Annotated in this window: 16 protein-coding genes; 7 read left to right on the top strand and 9 right to left on the bottom strand. The window is 39.4% G+C overall.

Features of this window, described 5'->3' with window-relative positions:
• Positions 1-7 precede the first annotated feature (7 nt).
• Positions 8-805, bottom strand: a complete 798-nt coding sequence (surE, locus tag H6F47_RS18760; protein ID WP_190347474.1) for a 5'/3'-nucleotidase SurE — start codon at positions 803-805, stop codon at positions 8-10.
• Positions 806-1265: 460 nt separating this feature from the next.
• On the opposite strand from surE, the gene pheS reads away from it, so the two are divergent.
• A complete protein-coding gene (gene pheS, locus H6F47_RS18755; protein WP_096572200.1) occupies positions 1266-2258 on the top strand; it encodes a phenylalanine--tRNA ligase subunit alpha in 993 nt (330 codons plus the stop codon).
• Between the two features lie 96 nt (positions 2259-2354).
• Here the strand turns inward: pheS and H6F47_RS18750 are convergent, their stop codons facing one another.
• From H6F47_RS18750 to H6F47_RS18735, 4 genes are all read right to left on the bottom strand, one after another.
• The gene (locus H6F47_RS18750) at positions 2355-2531 is read right to left on the bottom strand and encodes a DUF1778 domain-containing protein (protein ID WP_242027440.1); all 177 of its coding nucleotides are present in this window, start codon (positions 2529-2531) and stop codon (positions 2355-2357) included.
• Between the two features lie 98 nt (positions 2532-2629).
• On the bottom strand, positions 2630-4072 hold the full coding sequence (locus tag H6F47_RS18745; protein ID WP_190650451.1) for an ATP-dependent DNA helicase RecQ: 1443 nt from the start codon (positions 4070-4072) through the stop codon (positions 2630-2632).
• Positions 4073-4099: 27 nt separating this feature from the next.
• Positions 4100-4606 (bottom strand): hypothetical protein, encoded by a 507-nt coding sequence (locus H6F47_RS18740; protein ID WP_190650449.1) that lies wholly within the window; start codon positions 4604-4606, stop codon positions 4100-4102.
• A gap of 21 nt (positions 4607-4627) precedes the next feature.
• Positions 4628-5191 carry a GNAT family N-acetyltransferase gene (locus H6F47_RS18735; protein ID WP_199291215.1) on the bottom strand — a complete coding sequence of 188 codons (564 nt, stop codon included), beginning with the start codon at positions 5189-5191 and terminating at the stop codon, positions 4628-4630.
• Positions 5192-5278: 87 nt separating this feature from the next.
• Here H6F47_RS18735 and H6F47_RS28590 point away from each other — a divergent pair, with 87 nt between their 5' ends.
• Together H6F47_RS28590 and H6F47_RS18730 are read left to right on the top strand one after the other, a co-directional pair.
• The gene (locus H6F47_RS28590) at positions 5279-5407 is read left to right on the top strand and encodes a hypothetical protein (RefSeq protein ID WP_268932425.1); all 129 of its coding nucleotides are present in this window, start codon (positions 5279-5281) and stop codon (positions 5405-5407) included.
• Positions 5408-5560: 153 nt separating this feature from the next.
• Entirely contained in the window at positions 5561-5983 is a 423-nt protein-coding gene (locus H6F47_RS18730; RefSeq protein ID WP_137667338.1) for a DUF29 family protein, read from the top strand.
• A gap of 52 nt (positions 5984-6035) precedes the next feature.
• Here H6F47_RS18730 and H6F47_RS18725 read toward each other — a convergent pair whose 3' ends face one another.
• On the bottom strand, positions 6036-7628 hold the full coding sequence (locus H6F47_RS18725) for a 2-isopropylmalate synthase (RefSeq protein WP_190650447.1): 1593 nt from the start codon (positions 7626-7628) through the stop codon (positions 6036-6038).
• Between the two features lie 269 nt (positions 7629-7897).
• Complete coding sequence (locus tag H6F47_RS18720) at positions 7898-8419, bottom strand: NYN domain-containing protein (protein ID WP_096572205.1); 522 nt, start codon at positions 8417-8419, stop codon at positions 7898-7900.
• A 1022-nt stretch (positions 8420-9441) separates the two neighbouring features.
• On the opposite strand from H6F47_RS18720, the gene H6F47_RS18715 reads away from it, so the two are divergent.
• Complete coding sequence (locus H6F47_RS18715) at positions 9442-10200, top strand: hypothetical protein (protein WP_190347470.1); 759 nt, start codon at positions 9442-9444, stop codon at positions 10198-10200.
• A 122-nt stretch (positions 10201-10322) separates the two neighbouring features.
• Here the strand turns inward: H6F47_RS18715 and H6F47_RS18710 are convergent, their stop codons facing one another.
• Positions 10323-11456, bottom strand: a complete 1134-nt coding sequence (locus H6F47_RS18710; protein ID WP_137667335.1) for a quinone-dependent dihydroorotate dehydrogenase — start codon at positions 11454-11456, stop codon at positions 10323-10325.
• A gap of 364 nt (positions 11457-11820) precedes the next feature.
• On the opposite strand from H6F47_RS18710, the gene H6F47_RS18705 reads away from it, so the two are divergent.
• Positions 11821-11982, top strand: a complete 162-nt coding sequence (locus H6F47_RS18705) for a DUF2256 domain-containing protein (protein WP_096572208.1) — start codon at positions 11821-11823, stop codon at positions 11980-11982.
• A 62-nt stretch (positions 11983-12044) separates the two neighbouring features.
• Positions 12045-12998: an isoaspartyl peptidase/L-asparaginase gene (locus H6F47_RS18700; protein ID WP_190347469.1), complete on the top strand. Its 954-nt coding sequence runs from the start codon at positions 12045-12047 to the stop codon at positions 12996-12998.
• Positions 12999-13197: 199 nt separating this feature from the next.
• Here H6F47_RS18700 and queC read toward each other — a convergent pair whose 3' ends face one another.
• Complete coding sequence (queC, locus tag H6F47_RS18695; RefSeq protein ID WP_190347501.1) at positions 13198-13872, bottom strand: 7-cyano-7-deazaguanine synthase QueC; 675 nt, start codon at positions 13870-13872, stop codon at positions 13198-13200.
• A gap of 532 nt (positions 13873-14404) precedes the next feature.
• Between queC and H6F47_RS18690 the strand changes: the two genes are divergently transcribed.
• The gene (locus H6F47_RS18690) at positions 14405-15484 is read left to right on the top strand and encodes a Gfo/Idh/MocA family oxidoreductase (protein ID WP_096572875.1); all 1080 of its coding nucleotides are present in this window, start codon (positions 14405-14407) and stop codon (positions 15482-15484) included.
• Positions 15485-15583: the final 99 nt, after the last annotated feature.

The raw sequence follows: 15583 nt of genomic DNA, 5'->3' as shown, positions 1-15583 counted from the left end.
GAAAAATTTAAGTAAAGTTAAATTTCCATGTAGACAATTTATGCAGTCCATTGGCATAAGTAAGATTGTATTGCAAAGGAGTAATACTAATGAAATTTTTACGGATAACTTCTACATCTATGGGAATGTGTGGGGGTAAATTTAACCCTGGTGTTGGTTCGACATCTTCTAAAACTTCTCCAGTTAACCAGTAATAAGTTTTGCCACGGGGGTCAACTCGCTTATCGAAAACGTCAACATAGCGACGCACTCCTTGACGAGTGAGAGTGACACCAGCTATTTCTTCCCAAGAGATTGGGGGAATGTTGACGTTAAGTAACATTAAATCTGGTAAGGGTTCTACTGCCAGATGGTCTACTAGCAGTTTGGCAAATTTGGCAGCTGGCTGAAAGTCTTTGTGTGTATGACTGGTGAGACTCAAAGCAATACTAGGAACGCCCTCAATCATACCTTCCATTGCTGCCGAAACAGTTCCAGAGTAAAGAATTTCTGTTCCTAAATTCGCACCTTGGTTAATTCCTGATAATACCAAATCTGGGGGGGAATCGAGTAACGCCCACAATGCCAATTTTACACAATCGGAAGGTGTACCGTCACAAGCCCAAGCATTAACAGCAGGATGAAACAGGGCTTCAACCATTTCAGCGCGAATTGGTTGATGTAAGGTTAATCCGTGTCCAGTTGCCGATCGCTCTCGATCTGGACAAACTACACTCACTTGATGACCAGCTTCGGCTAGGGTGTTGGCTAAGGTGCGAATACCTAAAGCGGAAATTCCATCGTCGTTGCTTATTAGTAATTTCATCTGTTATTGGGGAAAAGGTGATTGGTAATTAATAATTAGTTCATGGTCTGTTGTCAGTGTTTTTGGTAACAACTGCAAAAAAAACTTTTCTCATGCTCTCTAGCTTCTAAACTGTAAACAGAGGAAAGTTTCACCTTGTGGCATTGACTGGTTTATGGCACATTGCTAAGGTTAATTGTCCTTTGTCAGTTGTTGGTTGTTTGTATTTTGCCACTGACTACTGACTACTGACCACTGACCGAAAAATTTTAGATTTTGGATTTTAGATTGTGGATTGAGAATTTTCGGGATAAACTCGGCCTTTTCAGGGCAGAATTAATCCAAAATACTCTCTGCGCTGCCTACGCTTCGCTAACGCCAATCTAAAATCCTCAAGCTCCACATTTTAGGGTGGAGTAAATCCAAAATCCAAAATCGTAAATCTAAAATTGATTGACCCCTGACTAATAATTAATCACGAATGACTAGCAATTTAGAGGAACAACTTTTAGTATTACGGCAGGAAGGAGAAACAGCGATCGCTGCTGCTGATACCCTAGAACGCCTGGAAGAACTGCGAGTTAACTATTTGGGCAAAAAAGGTCAACTGGGGGCGCTGTTACGCAGCATGGGACAAATGAGTGCGGAGGAACGTCCTAAAATTGGGGCGATCGCCAATACAGTTAAGGAAGCTTTACAAAACAGTCTTGACCAGCAACGCACCGCTTTAGAAACTGCCCAAATTCAAGCACAGCTAGAGTCTGAAACTTTAGATGTGACTATGCCCGGTATTTACCGTCCCCAAGGTCGCATTCATCCCCTCAATGGTATCATTGACCAAGCTCTAGATATCTTTGTCGGTATGGGTTACACCGTCGCCCAAGGGTCAGAGATGGAAACAGATTACTACAATTTTGAAGCCCTCAACACCCCTCCTGACCACCCAGCCCGTGATATGCAGGATACTTTCTATTTGCCAGATGGAAATTTACTGCGGACTCACACCTCATCGGTGCAAATTCGCTACATGGAAAAAGAAGAACCACCATTTAAAATTGTTGCCCCTGGTCGAGTTTACCGCAGAGACGATGTAGACGCTACCCACTCGGCTGTTTTCCATCAAATTGAACTTTTAGCAGTTGATGAAGGTTTAACTTTTACAGATTTGAAAGGCACGGTAAAGATATTTTTACAAGCGATGTTTGGTGATTTACCCATTCGTTTCCGCGCTAGTTATTTTCCTTTTACCGAACCTTCTGCGGAAGTTGATTTACAGTGGAATGGGCGCTGGTTAGAAGTAATGGGTTGCGGTATGGTTGACCCCAATGTATTAAAATCTGTGGGTTATGATCCAGAGATTTATAGTGGTTTTGCTGCTGGTTTTGGTGTAGAACGTTTTGCGATGGTTTTACATCAAATTGATGATATTCGCCGTTTGTATAATAGCGATTTGCGCTTTTTAAGGCAGTTTTAACTAATTATCAGTGGTCAATAGTCAGTAGGATAACCACTGAAAAACTGACTAATGACTACTGAATAATTTTTACAATGAACACAAATTTCACAATTATCAATTATTCAAAGAGGATTTATTGATATTGAGTAAACCTATGGGAAGCAAATAAGAAAGGGTATAAGCACTCAAGGAAACTCCTTTAAGGGCTGCGGCTTGTTCTAAGAGTTCTTTTTGCTCTTGGGTAACTCTTAAATCAAGTCTACTGTCTTTGGGAGAAGAGGTTTCTAACATCTTGCCTATTTAGTTAACACCTTCAATTGAGATCATAGCATTTTAGGTGTACAATGTCCACACAAATTAAATTACAAATTAATTTTCATATCAACTGACTATTTCCGACAATTATCACAATGTCCACAACGCCAATTTTCCGCTTCTTTACCAAACCCAAAAGCAGTTAACAAAAACTGCCAACGACATTTTTTACTATACAAATATTCACTCATCTGTTTAGTAGCTTGTAATTGCATTTGTGGCTGTTTTCCCGACTTTGCAGAAATTGTATAATGAAAAGGATCAAGCCATTGTAATTGTCCACTACTATGAAGTAAAGAAAGCGCCGTTGCACCATCAGGAAATTGTTTAATTACAGATGTTACTTCTCCTTGTTTTGGTAACTGTTTCGCTAACTGTTGTGCTTTTTGTTGTTGTTTCAATATTTGTTGTTCAAAAAACTGCTGTCTTTGCTTATCTTCAGCATCTAAAAAACCCGTTGGTTCACTAATTAAAGTTAACGCTTCCGCTGGTTTTCCATCTCTTCCCGCACGTCCAATTTCCTGCACATATTCCGATAATAAAAGTGGTGCTTGAAAGTGAATCACCCAACGGACATCTGGCTTATTTATCCCCATTCCAAAAGCGCAGGTACAAACCACAAACGGCATTTTTCCATTTAACCAACTTGCTTCTACTGCGCGTCTTTCTGTTGCACCTAAACCCGCATGATAACTAGCAGTATTATACCCTAATTCTATTAACCATGCTGCTAATTCTTCACTATCTTTACGAGTTCTCACATAAATCAAACCTGCTTGATTTTGGTGATTTTTAATGAACTTTAATAATTGTTGTTTTCTGCCTTTTGGTGTCCAAGCAATACGCACATTAAGATGTAAATTATTCCGGTAAGGATTGAGTTTATAACTATCAGGTTTTTGTAATTGTAAAACTTCAGAAATTATCTTTTGTGCAGCAGGATCAGCAGTTGCAGTAAAAGCTGCTATACTAATTTTTGTACCCGGTGGTTTTGTTTTTAATAAAGCTGGACGTACAGCACCCAAACGTCGATAAGCTGGACGAAATGTATCACCCCACTGCACTAAACAATGGGCTTCATCTAATATCAAACCATTAATTTGTAATTGGGGATGAGATAATCTTTCCCACACAGGAGGACTGAATAAAGTTTCTGGTGATAAATATAATAATCTTAATTGTTGTTTTTCTAAAGCTTGCAAAGTTGCCCGACGTTGATAAGTAGGTAGTTCACTATGTAAAAGTGCAGCTTTTTGATTTCGTTGTTTTAGTTCTTCTACTTGGTTTTCCATCAATGCAACCAAGGGAGAAACTACTAAAGTTAACCCGGTTTTTAATAGTGCAGGAAGTTGAAAACAAATTGATTTTCCCCCTCCTGTGGGCATAATAATTAAAGCGTCTTTTTGGGATAATAAACTTTTGACAATTTCTCCCTGTGGAGGACGAAAATCATCATAACCCCAGATTTGTTTTAATGCAGTGCGGAGTTCTGTTAATGATGTAGTGGAGTGATTCATAGAAAAATTTAAGCCTAAATCATTATTTTATGCAGAAATTTGATTAATGCCTACTTGATAAATTACCTGTTCTCGTACTGAATTTGCAGCCGCTACAGCTATTTCTTGCCAATCGCTATCTAATAGTAAAATACTTAAAAGTGACTTTAATACATCCCGATTAGATATAAATTCGTCAATATTATATAATTCATCTTGCTTTAAAATATCTTGCAGTCCTGATAAAGCCACAGGTTCAGGTAATTGAAGTCTTTGAATCAAACATTTCTGTGCTACTTCTAAAGCTGTTTTTTCCCCTATACCCAAATTCCATTCTTGTAAAAGTAACCGCAGTTCTCGGTTGAGTGATACGCGCAACTGTGTCAACCTTCCAAACATTCCAGGATTTTGCAATAAAGCGGGAACTGCTAAACCCCATTCTAACCCTGCGGTTACATCACAGTCAGTTTCATCTTTAATTTCAATTGCTTCTTGAAGAGATGTAGGATTAAAAAGTATGTCAATAGCTGCTGCTACATTGTGATTATTATTCATAAATTTTTTCCTATATTGATATTATTGTTGTAGTCTCAAAATACCATATTCAAAGTATGTCAGATTCTTGTATTCTTCATCAACACCAAGATTGAGCATATTTTGGTTTTCATAAAATCGTTCCGCAGTCTGTAGTGAATGCAGTCCAATTCTCCCACCATAACCTAATTCTACACTTCTCAATCTTGCATATCTTAATAATGCAGTACCAACACCTTTGTATCGTGGTGGACGTTGGATTTCTTTACGATTCCAAGGTGCAGAGGTAATGTACTGGATATATACTAATTTTTGTCCCATTGCCAAACGTGAACCATGTAATTGGGTTTCTATCATCATTAACCCTTGAGTACAATCTTCACACTCAAGCGCATAACCTTCTTCGTTGTCTTGTTTGCTAATATATCCCAGTCTAAATAACCAATCCCAAAACTTATCTTCTGCTTGAACAACCCGCAATTGTTCGCGCCATAATTTTTCATAATCATCAATGTGCTTTTTAGACAGTTCAACAATATTAGCGTTAACAGGTGAATTGTCTATACCTCTATTTAGCTGAATAAACCTAAAACCTTGATATATCAAAGGTTAGAGGCTGATAAACACAGAAATTAGTGCAAGGGTTTTGAAGGGTATACCGGAAAAAGTGTGCATTTTTTGGGATTTCAAGAGATGGCAAAGAAATTTTCAAATCTCCTCCTGACTCCTGACTCCTATGCCCTCACGGAAAGACTTTCTCAGCAACCCCTATTTAGTGGTTATATGTTGCTAACACGGGATAAAGCTAAGAAAGATGATTAAAGATAATCAACAATAGTAAATAACCTCTACTCAATCAACCCAGGTAGGGGTTTTTCTTTGGGAAAGTTTTTTTAGTTTAGAATTGAAATAGCAGTAAGCAGAAATATTAGCTAAAACCAAAATAACTGTTTTTCATGAAGCACAAAATATAACATGGAAGAACTACTCGAACTCAGACAACTTCTAGAACAGGGTAAAATTCCTGAAGCATTAATATTAGTGGATGAATTAGAAGAAATGAGCCTCAGTGATAAAATCAATAAAATTGATAGTTATGGTGTAATTCTTCTCATCCATTTAATTAAACAAAAAGCTGAAAAACGTTCTACCCGTTCTTGGGAAATATCTATAGAAAATGCAATACGGGAAATCAATAAAATCAATAAACGCCGCAAATCTGGAGGTTATTACTTAAATCAAACGGAATTAATGGAAATTCTCCAACAAGGATATCAAGTAGCACTCAAAAGAGCAGCTTTAGAAGCATTTGGAGGATGTTATGAAACAGAAGAATTAGCAGCTATGGTACAAGAATCAGAAATATTAACTGATGCTTTGGAGTTAATTCAAAAATAGATACCTGGTGGTAAATAATGTAGAGACGTTTCATGAAACGTCTCTACACCTTCTACGCTGTCACTTCTTCCTTCACGGTTTGCTGTAATGCAGCATACAACCTATTCAGGGCATTCACATAAGCCTGAGCCGATGCCACAATTATATCTGTACTGGCTGCATGACCGGAAAATACACGGGATTCATAACGTAAACGAATTGTTACCTCTCCCAGAGCATCAATTCCCCCGGTTACAGATTGCACAGAAAACTCAATTAAATCATTAGGTACATTCACTACCCGATTGATGGCTTTATAAACAGCATCCACTGGACCAGTACCGATTGCCGCATCGGTTAATTCCTGTCCGTCAGGTGTCCGCAGGGTAACAGTTGCGGTGGGTTTGGCGTTGCTACCACAGGAAACTTGCACCAATTCGATTTTAAATAAGTCCGGTGCTTGTTTAATTTCGTCGTTAACGATCGCCTCTAAATCCCAATCAGAAATTTCTTTCTTTTTGTCCGCTACTTCTTTAAACCGAATAAAGGCTTTATTTAAGTCATTCTCTGACAACTCAAATCCCAATTCTTTTAAACGAGTACGAAACGCATTTCTACCTGAGTGTTTACCCAATACTATTTGATTATCTGTCAACCCAATCAATTGGGCATCCATAATCTCATAAGTGAGTTTATTTTTCAACACTCCATCTTGATGAATCCCAGACTCGTGTGCGAAAGCATTAGCACCCACAATAGCTTTATTCGGTTGTACCAGCATTCCTGTCAAGCTGGAAACCAAGCGGGAGGTTTTATAAATTTGCTTGGTGTCAATATTAGTTAATGATTCTTCAGAATCAGCAGGTCTACCAAAGAAGGAGTTAAAATATTGCCGTCTGACGTGCAAGGCCATGACTAATTCTTCTAAAGCAGCGTTCCCGGCTCTTTCCCCAATACCATTGATGGTACATTCTAGCTGTCTTGCGCCGTTTTTCACAGCTTCCAGGAAGTTGGCCACAGCTAAACCCAAATCATTATGGCCGTGGACGGAAATAACCGCCTGATCAATGTTGGGGACGTTTTCTTTGATACCTTTAATCAAAGCGCCAAATTCGCTGGGGGTGGTGTAACCTACGGTGTCGGGAATGTTAACAGTTGTTGCACCAGCAGCGATCGCCCTTTCCAAAACTTGATACAAAAATTCTGGATCGGATCTACCAGCATCTTCAGGGGAAAATTCTACATCATCGGTGAAGCTTTTAGCATAAGCTACCATTTCCTCAGCGATCGCAATTACTTCTGGTCTGGTTTTCTTTAACTTATATTGCAGGTGAATATCAGAAGTAGCAATAAATGTATGAATCCTCCCCTTAGCTGCTGGTTTGATCGCTTCCGCTGCGGCTCTGATATCATCGTGTCTAGCTCTAGCTAAACTACATATCACTGGACCATCTTCTAAACCCACAGTCTGGGCGATTTTGCTCACTGCTTCAAAATCACCCGGACTCGCAAAGGCAAAACCAGCTTCAATTACATCTACACCTAAACGGGCTAATTGTTTGGCAATAATTAGCTTTTCGTCTATGTTTAAGGTCGCTCCTGGACACTGTTCTCCATCTCGCAGTGTCGTATCAAAGATGATAATTCTGTCTGCTTGACTGCTCATTGGTTTTGGGTTTTGGTTGGTTGAGTTGTGACTGTGGGCTTAAAATACCTTGAACTTTATTAAAAAGAATAAAGGAGTCAGAATAGAGAATTTAGAATAAATTATATACGACTAGCTTATTTATAAGTGGGTTGAAGATACCTAGCAAATCTATGATTTGGTAGTTCTAACTTTTGGTGATGCTTCGCCTCAATAATTTCTTCTCACTCCTGGTTATAGACTCCTTCTTCAGTTTTTAACTTTTGCTTTGTAAATAATTATTAATTTTACTAAGCTTCGGTCTTTTCTATTTGGTCTCTAATATCGTTCAAGTCTATATATCTATCCGTAGCATTACGCAATTCTCTAGCTATCATTCCTTCTGTCGATACCACTGTAATATGCGTATTCTTGGAACGTAGTAGCTCGATCGCTCTTTCAAAATCTCCATCTCCACTGAATAAAACTACTCGGTCGTACTGGTCAACGGTATTGAACATATCAACAACAATTTCAATATCTAAATTAGCTTTTTGTGAATAACGGCCAGAGACATCATCATAATATTCTTTGAGAATTTTAGTCCGTACTGTATATCCCAAACTAATGAGTGCATCTCGAAAGCCACGTTGGTCTTGTGGGTCTTTTAAGCCGGTGTACCAAAAAGCATTGATTAATGTTGTCTCAGGTTGTTCGTTCTTAAAATATTCTAACACTCGTCGCGGGTCAAAAAACCAGCCATTTTTTTGTTGAGCATAGAACATATTGTTTCCGTCTACGAAAATAGACAGACGATTCATTGGCAAAACCATAGAAATTTACACCTAAATAATAGATAAGAATGTAAGATTGAACAATAGATTATAGCAATTCTTAATTGACAAGCTCGCTAATATCTATAATGGTAGTTATCATGTATAGCTTTTATCTTACCTCTGGCAAAGCATAAAATTGCCTGAAACATTGCTCGCACATTAAATTTGAGTCCTGGGAACTGAACCTGTTTCACCTCCGATTCTTGCAAATACAGCCTGTAATCAAAATCTACCAATAAAAATGACCCAGTAATGGCATTTTGATCTGTATATCAGTCAAGTTTACTCCTAAAGAGGTATGGTATGGGGCTTTAGTTAGGATTTAGACAGATGTCCATTTATAGATTTTTTCATCAACATCAGGGTTTTTTACTGGTAAGTATAAATGATGACTTACGCAAAACAGAACGAAAGCAGGGGTAATTCATGAATTACCCCTACGCAAGAATCAGGTTTTTAGTCCAATCTTGCTTAAGTCCTATAAATATTACTTTTGATGGGAAAAATCTCCTTGAATATTATCTGTCATTGTATAAACTCTGTCAAGCAAATTTAGAATTTTTACTGATAGGCAGATAAAATTTTTCTCTAATGCTTCCCCTTTGATTTAGTGAAATTTATGGATAGGATATAATCTCAGCGTAACCGATTGCAAAGGTGCAACAATCATTGATGGGAATTGGGAATTTAGTCAAACACCAGGCTAGACTGTATTTGTATAATGCATGCGTAGTGGCAAATGCACCAATGCCAGTTTTGTATTAATTTAAGCATATTAGTAAAACGTAGTGTATGTATTTTCAGTTGTTAAGAGCCTGGAGAGAAAATTTTTGCATTTATAATCATTTTCCCCTTCTTCACTCACATAAGTAACCTGTCAACTGTCACCTATTGCTTATTTCAGTAGCTTTTGCCAAATAATTTGCTGTTATTTTGCCAAGGGATACAAAAAATGTCCCAATTTTTGCCAAGATAATAAATAATATTATTTTGCAAAAGTTCACTTGGCAAAAATCAGCATGAGTGAAAAAACCATAGAAAATTACGGGAAAAGTTTTCTCGTTCTCATTTTGCCGATATCGTTTTTGATTGTTTTCGTCGTCAATACTTGGAGGTTTTTGCTGATAGGCTTGTTGCTGCTGATGGTTTTCAACCTTTGGCATCAATACAGATGGGAAAAGTGGGGTGAGCAAGTTAACCCTCTTTTTTATCAGTTGATTCGGGAAAACCAGGGAAAGATCACACCTGTTGATTTAGCTCTCAAAGGTAATTTTTCTGGGAATCAGGCAAAACGCTACTTGGAGGGTAAAGCAAAGGAATTTGGCGCTAGTGTAGTGGACTCAGAAAGTGAGAGTCCTTCCTACTACTTTATAACTGCCAGTATTTTGGGTGACATATTTGATAGTAGTGAATCAGTGGAAAAACTTCCTCCTCGGTCTGTGACGAAAGAGGCGCGATCGCTCTTGGCTCCACCTCCTCCCATTCCACAGGAAGAAGAACAGCAAAAGCAAGAGCAGGAAGAATTACAACCAGAATTATTACCTGAAGCCACAGATGTAGCAACTCATCAGGAGGTACAAAAACCTCTGGAAGAACAGTTAGTTTTTGGTTCTCTGATTCAATCTGAACTAGCCAAGCGGTTGGGTGTTTATTCCAGTACAGTTTATAAACGAAGGAATGACCCAGATTTTCCTGAATGGAGTCGCAGCCGTGATCCAGATGGTATTGCTTGGTCTTATTCTCGTAAGTCTAGGGAGTTTTTCCCTTTGGAAAATTAGGGACTGGTGACTGGTGACTGGTGACTGGTGACTGGTGACTGGTGACTGGTGATTGGGGACTGGTGACTGGTGATTAGGAGGATGAATAACCCAATTACCCATTACCCATTACCTATTACCTATCACCTATTCCCTATTCCCACTGCTTCACTGATGGAATTTAAGCCGTTTTCTTCTAGTTTGGTTAACAAACCGGCAAGAGTGCGGCGCACCATCATTGGTCCTTCATAAATCAAACCTGTATAAACTTGGATGAGACTAGCACCTGCTGTAATTTTTTCCCAAGCATCCTCAGCTGTGAAAATGCCACCAACGCCAATGATGGGTATCTGTCCTTGGGTTTTTTGATAAATAAACCGTATGACTTCCGTAGAACGTTGGCGTAATGGCGCTCCGCTAATGCCTCCGGCTTCTTCTTGAGGTGTTTTACCGGTTTTTTCAATGATTTGGGTTTTTAGTCCCTCACGGCTGATGGTGGTGTTGGTGGCAATTATTCCCGCTAGTTTATAGGTTTTGGCGAGATCAATAATGTCAGCGATGGCTTCCCATTCTAAATCCGGTGCTATCTTGACAAATAAGGGTTTTTGTGCCATGTTTTCTGTTTGCAGAACCTCCAAAATTTGACTGAGCATTGCTGCATCTTGGAGCGATCGCAATCCTGGTGTATTAGGAGAAGAAACATTAACCACAAAATAATCACCTAGATTTTTCAGCAAGCGAAAGCTTTCTAAATAATCTGCTGCTGCCGTTTCCAATGGTGTAATTTTAGACTTACCCAAATTTATGCCTATGGGTATTAACCGAGATTGTTGCGGATCAAGCATTTTTAATCTCATTGCCATTGCAGCAGCACCAGCATTATTAAAACCCATTCGGTTGAGGGCTGCTTGATCTAAAGTTAAGCGAAACAAACGGGGAGGAGGATTGCCTGGTTGTGCATGATAAGTAACAGTACCCAATTCAGCACAACCAAAACCAAAACTAGACCAAAAATTAGCACCTACTCCATCTTTATCAAATCCCGCAGCCAAACCTAATGGGTTAGGAAAATTTAACCCGAATAGATTTTGTTCTAGCCGTGTATCATAGAGGCACAAAGACTTTTGTAGCAGAGAGTTCAACCATCTAGCACACTGATGATAGCTGGCTTCTGACAGCAAATTCAAACTACTAATTGCCTGTTGGTGTAACCACTCTGGATCTGCTTTTACCAGAGTAAATAAAAAAGGACGAATTACTGCTTTATAAATATCCAATCTGAGTTAATATCTACCAATTATTACAACAACTATGATCAGATGCCAAATCCAGGATTAATCTGAATTTTTTTCAGGCATCTTCAATAATATTAACCCAAGTTGCTAGTTAGGAATAGCAGTTAGGAGTCAGGAGAAAGAATGAATTATGATGGTGTTCCCTGCTTTTTTGCTATCTACTTATCCTTGTTACTTCGATTTGAGAGCCTTTCTTGCATCATTAGCAACTTACGTTAGTATATGGTGACAGGTGACATTAGAGACAGGAACTGGGGACCATTGACTGGGTAATCAATTTTATTTTTCCCAATCAACTATCAACTATGAATTATCACCAGTCTAAAATCTAAAATCTAAAATCAACATGGGACGTACTCGTTCTAAATCTGACCTGCCTGAAAAAATCTGTCCAGTATGTCAACGTCCCTTCACTTGGCGAAAAAAATGGCAAGATTGTTGGGATGAAGTTAAATATTGCTCAGAACGTTGTCGTCGTCGCCGTTCTCAGGCTAAAGACGATAAATAATTGACAATTGACAATTGATAACTGATAACTAATAACTGTTAAAACTACACAGAAACAAATAAATGACTTTACAAGTACAACCTAAATTAATTATTCATGGTGGGGCTGGTAGTTCTCTCCAAGGAAAGGGAGGATTGGCATCTGTCAGGCGATCGCTGCATACTGTAATACACGAAGTATACTCACTATTGATCACAGGCGCAACTGCTTCTGATGCTGTAGTCCGGGGTTGTCAAATGTTGGAAGATGACCCCCGCTTTAATGCAGGTACTGGTTCTGTATTACAATCTGATGGTCAAATCCGCATGAGTGCTTCTCTGATGGATGGTACATCAGGGCGGTTTAGTGGTGTAATTAATGTTGCACGGGTAAAAAACCCGATTGAAATGGCGCTATTTCTGCAAAATTCCCCAGATCGGGTATTGTCTGATTACGGTTCCTCTGAGTTAGCACGAGAGTTACAAATTCCCACCTATAATGCTTTAACTGATTTGCGTCTTAACGAGTGGATGCAAGAACGGGAAGATAACTTTAAAAGGACAATGGCTGGAGTTGTCGCTGAACCGGAGATGGCAGAAATGTCTAATGCAGGACGGGGTACAATTGGTGTAGTCGCCTTAGATGGCTATGGTCAATTAGCCGCTGGTACTTCCACAGGTGGTAAAGGCTTTGAGCGCATTGGGCGAGTCAGTGATTCTGCTATGCCAGCAGGTAATTATGCTACTCAATATGCAGGAGTAAGTTGTACTGGTATTGGGGAAGATATCATTGATGAGTGTTTAGCCGCTAAAATTGTCATCCGGGTTAGTGATGGAATGTCTTTAAAAGAGGCGATGTTGCGCTCATTTACCGAAGCTAGTAAAAATGAACGGGATTTGGGTGCGATCGCTCTTGATGCTACTGGGGCAATATCCTATGGTAAAACCAGTGAAGTTTTACTGGCTGCCTATCATAACGGTGATACCATTGGCGATACATTAGAATGGAATGATGGCGAATTGATTGGTTATTGCTAAGTATTAAAGTAGCCATTCATTCATGAAACGCCCAATACAAGAGGGTTTTACTTCTGACTCCTGACTCCTTTACGGGCGAAGCATTCAGGTGATCAATTCTCGATTTTTCCCCAATATTTTTGTCCGAATGCTTCGCCCCTACTGACTCCTGCTATAGTGGTGGATCTAAATCCACTACTAACTTAGCTCCTGCTTCCTGCTACAGATAATCAACAGGATCTTGTAAACCCAACTGTGCAAAAGCAGCTAACCGCAACCGACAAGAATCACAAACCCCACAAGCTTGATCACCACCAGCATAACAAGACCAAGTTAACTCCCAAGGTACATCTAACTGATTACCAAGTTGGATAATTTCCGTTTTTTTCAAATTAATTAGCGGTGCAATAATATCAATAGGTTGTCCTTCCCGACCTTGTTTAGTTCCCAAACGGAACACTTCTTGCATCGCTTGGATATAATCAGGACGACAATCAGGATAACCAGAGTAATCTAAAACATTAACACCAATGTATACACGTTGTGCGCCGATAGTCTCAGCATAACCCAAAGCAAAACTTAAAAAGATAGTATTCCGGGCAGGAACATAAGTGACAGGAATACTTTGTGACATTTCATCCAGGGAACGTGCTTGAGGGAGAGCGATCGCCTCATCCGTCAAAGCAGAACCACCCCATAAGCGTAAATCAAAATTAACTATCTGATGTTGAACAACCCCTACAGACTGCGCTACAAACATAGCTGATTGTAACTCTCGGCGGTGTCGCTGCTGGTAATCAAAAGAAATGGCGTAACATTCACAACCATCAGCCCTAGCTTGATAGAGAACCGTAGAAGAATCCAATCCGCCAGACAATAGAATTACAGCTTTCATCATGCAAAAAAAATCTCAAAAAATCCCTAACATCAATCTCACCCAAAAGGTGAGACAATCAACAAAATGCAACAAACAAAAAATTAAATTCAAAATGCAAATCAAAATGCAAAAAACAATTTACAGTATCGTTGGCAAAATTTTTACAGACAACCTTGCAGCCAATTACAGTCACTGATAATTTTACGGAAATTAGAATGTCATAAATTTATCCAGCAGCGAAGGAAGTAGTTATCTGAGTTATTAATTACCTAACTGCCATCCGAAAGCTACCACGTAAGTATTTTTGAGATGGTCAGTCAATAAAAAAACACATATTCTTTTGTGTCAATTATAAACCATAGGAAAATTAATAACTAACGATCCAAAAGTTAGCAAGATAGTGGGAACTGAACATAAACTTTGAAATTCTTCATAAATAGAACCACTATGTTACCATCTGGATGGTTTTAGACGGATCACACTTGGCAGTTCAGTATAAATGCCAACGACCGTAGCGTTTTTAAATTTGGTGGTTGAGGAGAAAATAATAGTGCAAAATAGCATATCAGTGGCAGAACCAAATCTATATTCACAGCGCAACCAGCCACGTGCAATCCGCATAGGCGTGATTGGGGTGGGTAACATGGGACAACATCACACCCGCGTACTCAGTTCAATGAAAGATGTTGAACTGATAGGCGTTTCTGATATCAACGTTGAACGAGGCTTAGAAACTGCCAGCAAATACAAAGTCCGTTTTTTTGAAGATTACTGTGATCTGCTACCCCATGTAGATGCAGTGTGTATTGCTGTACCCACTCGCTTACATTATGCCGTAGGCATCAACTGTTTGTTAGCAGGAATTCATGTTTTGATTGAAAAGCCAATTGCTGCCAGTATTTCCGAAGCAGAATCACTCGTCAACGCAGCCGCTGAGTCTCAATGTATTTTGCAGGTAGGACACATTGAGCGTTTTAATCCAGCCTTTAGAGAACTGAGTCAAGTCCTGAAAACAGAGGAAGTCTTGGCCTTAGAAGCGCATCGGATGAGTCCTTATTCAGCCAGGGCGAATGATGTTTCAGTCGTGCTGGATTTAATGATCCATGACATTGACCTACTTTTAGAATTAGCTGGTTCACCCGTAGTCAAATTAACAGCGAATGGCACTCGTTCCCTAGACTCTGGTTATTTAGATTATGTGACTGCCACATTAGGCTTTGCCAATGGCATTGTCGCCACTCTCACCGCCAGTAAAGTCACTCACCGTAAAATTCGCCGCATCGTCGCCCATTGCAAAAATTCATTTACTGAAGCCGATTTCCTCAAAAATGAAATTTTGATTCATCGCCAAAATACTAATCCGCATAACGACCATCGGCAGGTTCTGTATAGGCAAGATGGTTTGATAGAAAAAGTCTATACTAGTAACGTTCAACCTTTAAGCGCAGAGTTAGAGCATTTTGTTAACTGTGTACATGGAGGTAATCAGCCTTCTGTGGGTGGTGAACAAGCCCTTAAAGCTCTGAGATTAGCCAGTTTAATTGAGCAAATGGCTGTAGAAGAGCGGGATTGGAACCCATTAGAATGGGAATCCGGATCGATAGTACAATCATTAACGCCAACTGTCTAGAATAGGTGACTGGGGACTGGGGACTGGGGACTGGGGACTGGGGACTGGGGACTGGGGACTGGGGACTGGGGACTGGGGACTGGGGACTGGGTAATCAAT

The organism is Sphaerospermopsis sp. FACHB-1094, from assembly GCF_014696195.1.
In the GTDB taxonomy this organism is placed as follows: domain Bacteria; phylum Cyanobacteriota; class Cyanobacteriia; order Cyanobacteriales; family Nostocaceae; genus Sphaerospermopsis; species Sphaerospermopsis kisseleviana.
The sequence above is the reverse complement of the archived record's forward strand: the minus strand, read 5'-3'. Positions and strand labels throughout refer to the sequence as shown.

Excerpts from the sequence above, each read along its gene's own strand:
- surE (WP_190347474.1), bottom strand. The coding sequence starts at position 805 with ATGAAATTACTAATAAGCAACGACGATGGAATTTCCGCTTTAGGTATT.
- pheS (WP_096572200.1), top strand. The coding sequence starts at position 1,266 with ATGACTAGCAATTTAGAGGAACAACTTTTAGTATTACGGCAGGAAGGA.
- H6F47_RS18750 (WP_242027440.1), bottom strand. The coding sequence starts at position 2,531 with ATGTTAGAAACCTCTTCTCCCAAAGACAGTAGACTTGATTTAAGAGTT.
- H6F47_RS18745 (WP_190650451.1), bottom strand. The coding sequence starts at position 4,072 with ATGAATCACTCCACTACATCATTAACAGAACTCCGCACTGCATTAAAA.
- H6F47_RS18740 (WP_190650449.1), bottom strand. The coding sequence starts at position 4,606 with ATGAATAATAATCACAATGTAGCAGCAGCTATTGACATACTTTTTAAT.
- H6F47_RS28590 (WP_268932425.1), top strand. The coding sequence starts at position 5,279 with ATGGCAAAGAAATTTTCAAATCTCCTCCTGACTCCTGACTCCTATGCC.
- H6F47_RS18730 (WP_137667338.1), top strand. The coding sequence starts at position 5,561 with ATGGAAGAACTACTCGAACTCAGACAACTTCTAGAACAGGGTAAAATT.
- H6F47_RS18725 (WP_190650447.1), bottom strand. The coding sequence starts at position 7,628 with ATGAGCAGTCAAGCAGACAGAATTATCATCTTTGATACGACACTGCGA.
- H6F47_RS18720 (WP_096572205.1), bottom strand. The coding sequence starts at position 8,419 with ATGGTTTTGCCAATGAATCGTCTGTCTATTTTCGTAGACGGAAACAAT.
- H6F47_RS18715 (WP_190347470.1), top strand. The coding sequence starts at position 9,442 with ATGAGTGAAAAAACCATAGAAAATTACGGGAAAAGTTTTCTCGTTCTC.
- H6F47_RS18705 (WP_096572208.1), top strand. The coding sequence starts at position 11,821 with ATGGGACGTACTCGTTCTAAATCTGACCTGCCTGAAAAAATCTGTCCA.
- H6F47_RS18700 (WP_190347469.1), top strand. The coding sequence starts at position 12,045 with ATGACTTTACAAGTACAACCTAAATTAATTATTCATGGTGGGGCTGGT.
- queC (WP_190347501.1), bottom strand. The coding sequence starts at position 13,872 with ATGAAAGCTGTAATTCTATTGTCTGGCGGATTGGATTCTTCTACGGTT.